The sequence below is a fragment of the Streptomyces sp. NPDC001515 genome (assembly GCF_053597115.1).
The window spans coordinates 48,043-55,247 of sequence record NZ_JBSFHN010000046.1 but is presented as its reverse complement, the minus strand read 5'-3'; the positions used below and the strand labels follow the sequence as shown (position 1 = coordinate 55,247).

The following is a 7,205-nucleotide window of genomic DNA, read 5'->3' as shown; positions in this document are numbered from 1 at the left end:
TTCAGACGAAGGCCGCTTCCGCGTACGGCAGATACCGAACCGAGTGATCAAGTACGACGCATCGTTCGACGACGCACGTTAAAGATCAAGCTAGGCGCGACCGCCGGTCATGTCGAAGACGAGGCGGCCCGGCACCGTGCCGGCGAGCACCTCGTCGATCGAGCTGTTGATGTCGGCCAGGTCGCGGCTCTCGCGCACCACGCGGGTGCGGCCCAGGCTGTGCAGGCGGAAGACCTCTGCCAGGTCCTCGCGGGTGCCCACGATCGAGCCGACGATCTTCGTGCCGTTGAGCACGGTGTCGAAGACCGGGATCTCCAGCTTGCCCTCGGCGGGCAGCGCCACGAGGACCAGGATGCCGCCCCGCCGCAGTGAGGCGTACGCCGCCTCGAAGGACGCGTTGCTCACCGCGAGCGAGATGGCCGCGTCCGCGCCGCCGAGCCGCCGGGTCTCCTCGGCCACGTCCTGGACGCGGGCGTCGATGACATGGTCGGCGCCCAGCTCCCGCGCGAGGGCCAGCTTCTCGTCCGTGACGTCGACCGCGATGGTCTCCGCGCCGAAGATCCGGGCGTACTGCAGGGCGAGATGCCCCAGGCCCCCGATGCCGGAGACCAGCGCCCTGGTCCCCGGGCGCGCCCCGGAGAGCTTCACCGCCTTGTACGTGGTGACGCCCGCGCAGGTGAGCGGGGCCGCGTCCAGCGGGTCGATGCCGTCGGGCACCGGAACCACGTACGTCCCGTGGGCGAGGGCGTATTCGGCATGACTGCCGTCGACCGAGTAGCCGCTGTTCTGCTGCTGGAGGCAGAGCGTCTCCCAGCCGGACACGCAGTGGTCGCAGTGCCCGCACGCCTCGCCGAGCCACGGAATGGCCACCCGGTCCCCCACCGCGAGATGGGTGACCCCGTCGCCGACCGCCTCCACGATGCCGATGCCCTCGTGGCCCGGGACGAACGGCGGCGACGGCTTGACCGGCCAGTCGCCGCGGGCCGCGTGGATGTCCGTGTGGCAGAGCCCGGATGCCTCCATCCGGACGAGCACCTGGTGCCCGGCGGGAGAGGGGACCGGCCGGTCCTCGACGACCACCGGTTCGGTGAAGCTGCGGACGACGGCGGCTCTCATGGGGTTCTCCTCCGCTTCGATGCGCGCCCGGTCCGGCCCGCCGCACGCGGCAGTGGGGCACACAAGCCTCGAAACAGGGTATTTCGGATGGCCGATTCCTGCCTCCTCACCCCCGGAGAAGACGTCCGGCCGACTATCCCCGGGAGGCCCAGACCCGCATCGCCTCGCGGGAGGAGAAGTCCGCGACGTCCTTGTCCAGCGGCTGGTCGGTGTACTGGTGGATCCGCCACGACGCCTTGATCCGCGGCTTGCCCGCCGTGACGTAGTCGGCGATCCAGAGGCCGTCACCGGCGTACGAGGTGGTGTCGTGATTCAGCCAGAAGTAGCGGTTGCAGTAGAGCAGGACCCGGTGGTCCGGACGCAGCCGTTTCACCGTCCGGATGAAGCTGTCCTTCTCGGCGTTGCTCGCATGGGTCCCCTCACCGTTCCGCTCCCAGTCCACGGCGAGGAGTTCGCCCTCCTTTTCCGGGGCCTTGCTCAGGAAGTATTCCGCCTGTTCGGCGATATTCCCGGGCCACAGGAAGTGGTAGAAGCCGACCACGCATTCCGCGTCACGGGCCCGTTTCGTCTGCTCGGCCAGGCGCGGGTTCACATACGAGCGGCCTTCGGTGGCCTTGATGAGGACGAAGTCCACGCCGTCCCCGTCGAAGGACGACTGATGCGCGCTGACATCGACTCCGTGCAGCATGGGGCCTCCTTCACAGTTGGTTCACCTGGTTCCGTTTCCCCCCTGTTACGTGCCCGCCGGGCAGGGAACCCATCCGTACGGCGCGCCGGGAAATCGGCCGAGGCCCCTCGGAATAGCTTTCGACGGACATGAGTTGGAAAACCTTCGAGACCCGTTCACGTATCGCTTCGCACCATCGAAAGGTCGGATCCATGAAGATCGGCATCATCGGGGCAGGGAATATCGGCGGCAATCTCACCCGACGTCTCACGGCGCTCGGCCATGAGGTCTTTGTCGCCAACTCGCGCGGCCCCGAGACGCTCGCCGCCCTGGCCGAGGAGACCGGGGCCACCGCCGTCACCGCCGCCGAGGCCGCACGGGGCGCGCAGGTCGTCGTCGTGACCGTGCCCCTCAAGGCCGTCCCCGCGCTGCCCGCCGGATTCCTCGACTCGGCGGCCGACGACGTCGCCGTGATCGACACCGGGAACTACTATCCGCGCGAGCGCGACGGGCGCATCGAGGAGATCGAGGACGGTCTGCCGGAGAGCCTGTGGACCCAGCGGCAGATCGGCCATCCGGTCGTCAAGGCGTTCAACGGGACGTACGCGCAGGACATTCTCGACAACGGTACGCCGAGCGGCACCCCCGGCCGGCAGGCGCTGCCGGTGGCCGGGGACGACACGGCGGCCAAGCGCAGGGTGCGCGAGCTGATCGACGAGCTGGGTTTCGACACGGTCGACGCGGGCGGGCTCGACACGTCGTGGCGCCAGCAGCCGGGGACCCCGGTGTACGGCAACCGGGGCGATGTCGCGGCGATCGAGAAGGCCCTGGCCTCGGCCTCCCCCGAACGCACCGCCGACTGGCGGGCCTGACCCCGTGTTGCGGTGGGCGACGGGCCTCCCCCACCGCCCACGGCAGCCGCGCGGAACACCGGCCGCCGGCAGGGGCGGAACCTAGGGCAGCGCGTCGGGAGCCGGCGGGAGGCTGTCCATGAAGGAGCTGACGGAGAACACCGCGCGTCCCGCTCCGGGCGGCCCGTAGCCGGGGGGCGAGCTGAGGCCGAACTCCTCCATCGTGGCGCGGTAGGCGTCCAGCAGGCGGATGTGGTACTCCAGCGGGGCGCCGTCCGGGTTCGTCTTCCCGAGCGGGGTCGTCGGCTCCGGGCACCAGGTCGTGAAGCGCGGGGTGATCCCGTGCGACATGAAGAACCGCAGGCCCTCGGTGGTGGAGTCGATGGCCTCCTTCACCGTGGTGAACCCGAAGGGCTCGGCCATCTCCACACCGGCGACGAAGTTGGGGATGACGTTGCGGGCGCCGAAGACGTCGGCGGAGTCCAGGATGCGGCGGTGCCACTCGTCCCGTCCGACGTAACGCTCCTTGCCGGGGCAGTAGAGCTCGAAGAGCCTGCGGTCCCACACCTCGTAGTTGGGGTGGTAGATCTGCACGCCGTAGTCGTGGAAGCGCTGGACGTCCGCCTTGGGCAGGGCCTGGGCGACGACCTTGCCGATCCAGCGGCCGGGGAAGCGCTCCTCGATGGCCTTGGCGTACTGGCCGTAGAAGTCGGCCTCGTCGCGTCCGCCGATGTGGGAGGTGATCGCCCCGCCGGTGAGGGTGTAGGCGGTGGACGTCTTCGCCGTGTCGTATCGGTCGATGATGGCCAGCGCCTCCAGGACCTCCTCGACCGGCTTCACCCCGGTGTAGGGGCGGCCCGCCGCCTTGTGCTGGCGCCAGTTGTGGTTGATGTCGCAGTACTGGCACTCCTCCTTGGCACCGAAGTACTGGCAGACGCGGAAGACCGTCAGATAGACCAGGTACCCCCACTGGATGGTGGGCGCGACCTCCATCACGGACTTGCCGTTCTCCAGGGTGTGCCGGTAGTAGTCCGGCATGGGCGGCAGGCCGACGTCGGAGATCCGGCGGCCGTCGAGGTAGAGACCGAGCCGTCCCTCGTCGTCGGCCGCGACGCGGTACGGCGAGGCGGGGTTGACGCGCACGGAGACCACGGTGCGCCGCAGTTCGTAGGGGCCGCCGGTGAGGACGATCTCCTCGGGCGGGCGGCGCAGCGCGGCCGCGCCCAGCTCGGGAAGGGTGCCGTGGTCGAAGGAGAAGATGAAGTACGACTTGGGCTTGACGTCGCCGCCCTCGTTGTCGCTGAGCGCCGACTCGTCGAAGGCGACGCCGCCGCGCAGCAGGTCCTCCTTGATGACGGCCTCGCGCGGCACGTGCGGGAACTGCTCCATCAGCCGCTCGACCAGGCGGGTGCGGCTCGTGTCACCGCCACCGGGGGCGGTGCGGGAGGCGTCGGTAGGGGTGGGCATGTGCGGGGGCTCCTCGGTCCGTTCGGTCGAAGGGTGTTCCGGGTGCGCCGTCCTGTTCGACGAACAGCGGACGTGCTGGGTTCCCGGGCGGCCGGCGCCTCGTCAGCCCGTCCAGTGGGCGGGGCGGGCGAGCGCGGCCGGGAGTCTGGTGGTCCGGTCGCCGCGTGCCGCGTTGAGCTGGGACTGCGTCAGGAAGACGGCTCCGGTCAGATCCGCGCCGGACAGGTCCGCGTCCCGGAGGTCGGCTCCTATGACGACGGCGAGCCGGAGATCGGCGCCGGAGAGGTCCGCCGCGATGAGGTAGGCGCCGCGCAGATCGGCGCCGCGCAGGTCCGCGCCCTTCAGCCGGGCGCCGATCAGGTCGGCGCCGCGCAGGGAGCGCTTCCTCCTGCCGGGGGCGGTGGCGCGGACGAGTTCCCCGGCGCGGGCGAGCAGGGCGGCGACGTCGTCCCGGTGCGCGTCCACGTCCAGGTGCGCGAGGGCGTCCGCGTCCAGGCGGGTGAGGCGTTCCGTGGCGTCGAGCGCCTCCCCGATCTCACGGCGCAGCGGGCGGGCCGGGGCGAGGTCGGCGGCCTCCGTGAGGTACCACTGGAGTTCGTGCAGCCGGCGCATCACCGGGAAGACCCGGAACATCGCCGCGGCCGTCTCCGGCCGGGCGCGCCAGTCGCGTCCGCCGAAGGTGACCCGGGAGGTCTTCTGTCCGGCGCCGAAGCAGTCGTAGACGGTGCAGCCGGCGAAGCCCTCGCCGCGCAGCCGGGTGTGGATGGAGCAGCGGAAGTCGTCCTGGAGGTTGCGGCAGGGGGTCCCGGCGTCCTTGTCGACGGCGAAGTCGGCGGAGCGGGTGAGCGTGAGGGCGACACAGCACAGGGCGAAGCAGTTCCCGCAGTCCGCCCGCAAGGCGGTGCGGTCGACGGTCGCCACGCGTCCGGCGGCGGGGGTGCGATCGTCATGGGGCACGTGTGTGGGTCCTCAGCTGTCCGGGAACACTGCTCCGCCGAGCCTACCCACGTCCCGTGGGACGGCCTGCGGCGCGGGTCGGCTGGGCTCGGGCGCCGGGGCGGGGTCCGCCGTCCGAACCGCGACAGCCGTGGCCCGGGGACGCGCAGCATAATGGTGCTACGTACATCTTTTTGGAGGTGGCCACCCCCGTGGCGAACGCACCGGTCGACACCATTCCGGCCCGTCGGGTCCTGACCGATCCGGCGGGCCTGGTCCGCTACCAGCACGACGAGGCCGAATGGGCCCCGTACGGGACTCCGGCGGCCGTGGTGCGGCCGCAGAGCACCGAGGAGGTGCGGGACGTGGTGCGGCACTGCCTCGCGCACCGCATTCCGGTGGTGCCGCGCGGGGCCGGCACCGGGCTCTCCGGTGGGGCCAACGCCGTCGACGGGGCGGTCGTGCTGTCCTTCGAGGACATGGACCGGATCGTCACCGTCGACCGCGCCGAACGGCTGGCCGTGGTCCAGCCCGGTGTCGTCAACGACGACCTGCGGGCGGCTGTCGGTGAGCACGGTCTCTGGTATCCGCCGGACCCGGCCAGTTCCCCGTGGTCGACCATCGGCGGCAACGTGGCGACCAACGCCGGCGGCATGTGCTGCGTGAAGTATGGCGTGACCCGGGACTACGTACTCGGTCTGGAGGTCGTCAACGGCCTCGGCGAGGTGGTGCGGCTCGGCCGGCGCACCGCGAAGGGCGTCGCGGGCTACGACCTGGCGGGGCTGATGGTGGGCTCCGAGGGCACGCTCGGGGTGATCACCGAGATCACCGTGCGGCTGCGGCCCGCGCGGCTCCAGGAGCGCACCGTGGCGGGGTACTTCTCCTCGGTGGTGGCGGCGGGAGAGGCGGTGAGCGCGGTGACGGCGTCCGGTGTGATTCCCTCGGCGCTCGAACTGGTCGACCGGCACTGCCTCGCCGCCGTGGACGCCTGGAAGAAGATGGGCCTCTCGGCGGACGCCGACGTGGTGCTGCTGGGCCGGGTGGACACCCCCGGGGCCGAGGGGGACGCGGAGGCCGAACAGGTCCGCGCCTGTTTCGAGCGCGCCGGGGCGACCTGGGCGGCGGTCTCCACCGACCAGCAGGAGGCGGACGCGCTGTTCCAGGCCCGCCGGCTGGCCTATCCGGCGCTGGAGCGGCTCGGTCCGGTGCTCACCGAGGACGTCTGCGTCCCGAGGACAGCGGTCCCGGAGATGCTGGGGCGCATCGAACGGACGGCCGCCCGCCACGACATCCTCGTCGCGAACATCGCGCACGCGGGCGACGGCAACCTCCATCCGCTGATCATCACTCCGCCGGGTGACGAGGCGGCCCGTACGCGCGCGCAGGCGGCCTTCGAGGACATCCTGGACGACGCGATCGCACTGGGCGGCACGGTGACCGGCGAACACGGCGTGGGCCTGCTCAAGATGCGCGGCATGGACAAGGAACTGGGCCCGGCCGTGCTGGCCATGCACCACGCGGTGAAGGCGGCGCTCGATCCGCACGGCATCCTCAACCCCGGCAAGGTCCTGGGCGTCTGACCCGGCCTCCCGCCGCTGCCGGGGGTCCGGTTGTCAGTGGTGCGGCGCACACTGGCGGCAGTGCCGCCCGGGGAAAGGGGACAGGGATGAACGGCGAGGAGTCCGGCGGTTTCGAGCCCGCCACCGGGGCGGGTGCGCCGCCCGCGGAGCCGGTGGAGGTGCGCGCGGCCTCGGTGCGGGCCGCGTTCGCCGGGCTGCTCCAGATCCGGCGTCTGACGAACGGTCCGGGCGAGGAGGCCGAGTCGGTCCCGGCCGACTGGGAGCGGCACCGTCCGGTGCGCGCCGTCGCCCTCGCGCTGGAGGCGTCGGCGATTCCCGCGTCCGCCGTGGACGCGGCGGGCCGGCGGTCCGCGACGGGGTATCAGGTGACGGACGGTCCGTCACCGGGCACCGCGCGGGTGGAGTGGCTGGGCCCGCCCGGCAGCGGCGCCGCCCATGAGGAGGAGGCCGAACTGGCCCGGTGCGTGGCCGCGCTGCGGGAGCGGGGCTGGAGCGCGCTGGTCTACCGGGGGCCGCGCCGGCGGCGCTTCCTGGAGGTGGAGCCGGCCGGGCCCCCGCGAAGCTGACGCCCGCCCGGCCGTGCGCCGG

7 protein-coding genes are annotated in these 7,205 nt (G+C 71.9%); 3 read left to right on the top strand and 4 right to left on the bottom strand.

Annotation, left to right across the window (positions count from 1 at the left end):
- Window positions 1–90: 90 nt before the first annotated feature.
- Both adhP and ACWCXC_RS33825 read right to left on the bottom strand, forming a co-directional pair.
- Window positions 91–1,116 (bottom strand): alcohol dehydrogenase AdhP, encoded by a 1,026-nt coding sequence (gene adhP / locus ACWCXC_RS33830; RefSeq protein WP_450891495.1) that lies wholly within the window; start codon window positions 1,114–1,116, stop codon window positions 91–93.
- 133 nt (window positions 1,117–1,249) lie between these two features.
- Complete coding sequence (locus tag ACWCXC_RS33825) at window positions 1,250–1,804, bottom strand: glycoside hydrolase family 25 protein (RefSeq protein ID WP_450891494.1); 555 nt, start codon at window positions 1,802–1,804, stop codon at window positions 1,250–1,252.
- 128 nt (window positions 1,805–1,932) lie between these two features.
- On the opposite strand from ACWCXC_RS33825, the gene ACWCXC_RS33820 reads away from it, so the two are divergent.
- Window positions 1,933–2,655 carry an NADPH-dependent F420 reductase gene (locus tag ACWCXC_RS33820; protein WP_450686246.1) on the top strand — a complete coding sequence of 241 codons (723 nt, stop codon included), beginning with the start codon at window positions 1,933–1,935 and terminating at the stop codon, window positions 2,653–2,655.
- An 81-nt stretch (window positions 2,656–2,736) separates the two neighbouring features.
- Here the strand turns inward: ACWCXC_RS33820 and ACWCXC_RS33815 are convergent, their stop codons facing one another.
- Together ACWCXC_RS33815 and ACWCXC_RS33810 are read right to left on the bottom strand one after the other, a co-directional pair.
- Window positions 2,737–4,101: a radical SAM protein gene (locus ACWCXC_RS33815; protein WP_450891493.1), complete on the bottom strand. Its 1,365-nt coding sequence runs from the start codon at window positions 4,099–4,101 to the stop codon at window positions 2,737–2,739.
- Window positions 4,102–4,203: 102 nt separating this feature from the next.
- On the bottom strand, window positions 4,204–5,058 hold the full coding sequence (locus ACWCXC_RS33810; protein ID WP_450891492.1) for a pentapeptide repeat-containing protein: 855 nt from the start codon (window positions 5,056–5,058) through the stop codon (window positions 4,204–4,206).
- 191 nt (window positions 5,059–5,249) lie between these two features.
- Between ACWCXC_RS33810 and ACWCXC_RS33805 the strand changes: the two genes are divergently transcribed.
- Complete coding sequence (locus ACWCXC_RS33805; protein ID WP_450891491.1) at window positions 5,250–6,617, top strand: FAD-binding oxidoreductase; 1,368 nt, start codon at window positions 5,250–5,252, stop codon at window positions 6,615–6,617.
- A gap of 86 nt (window positions 6,618–6,703) precedes the next feature.
- Window positions 6,704–7,183 carry a hypothetical protein gene (locus ACWCXC_RS33800; RefSeq protein WP_450891490.1) on the top strand — a complete coding sequence of 160 codons (480 nt, stop codon included), beginning with the start codon at window positions 6,704–6,706 and terminating at the stop codon, window positions 7,181–7,183.
- Window positions 7,184–7,205: the final 22 nt, after the last annotated feature.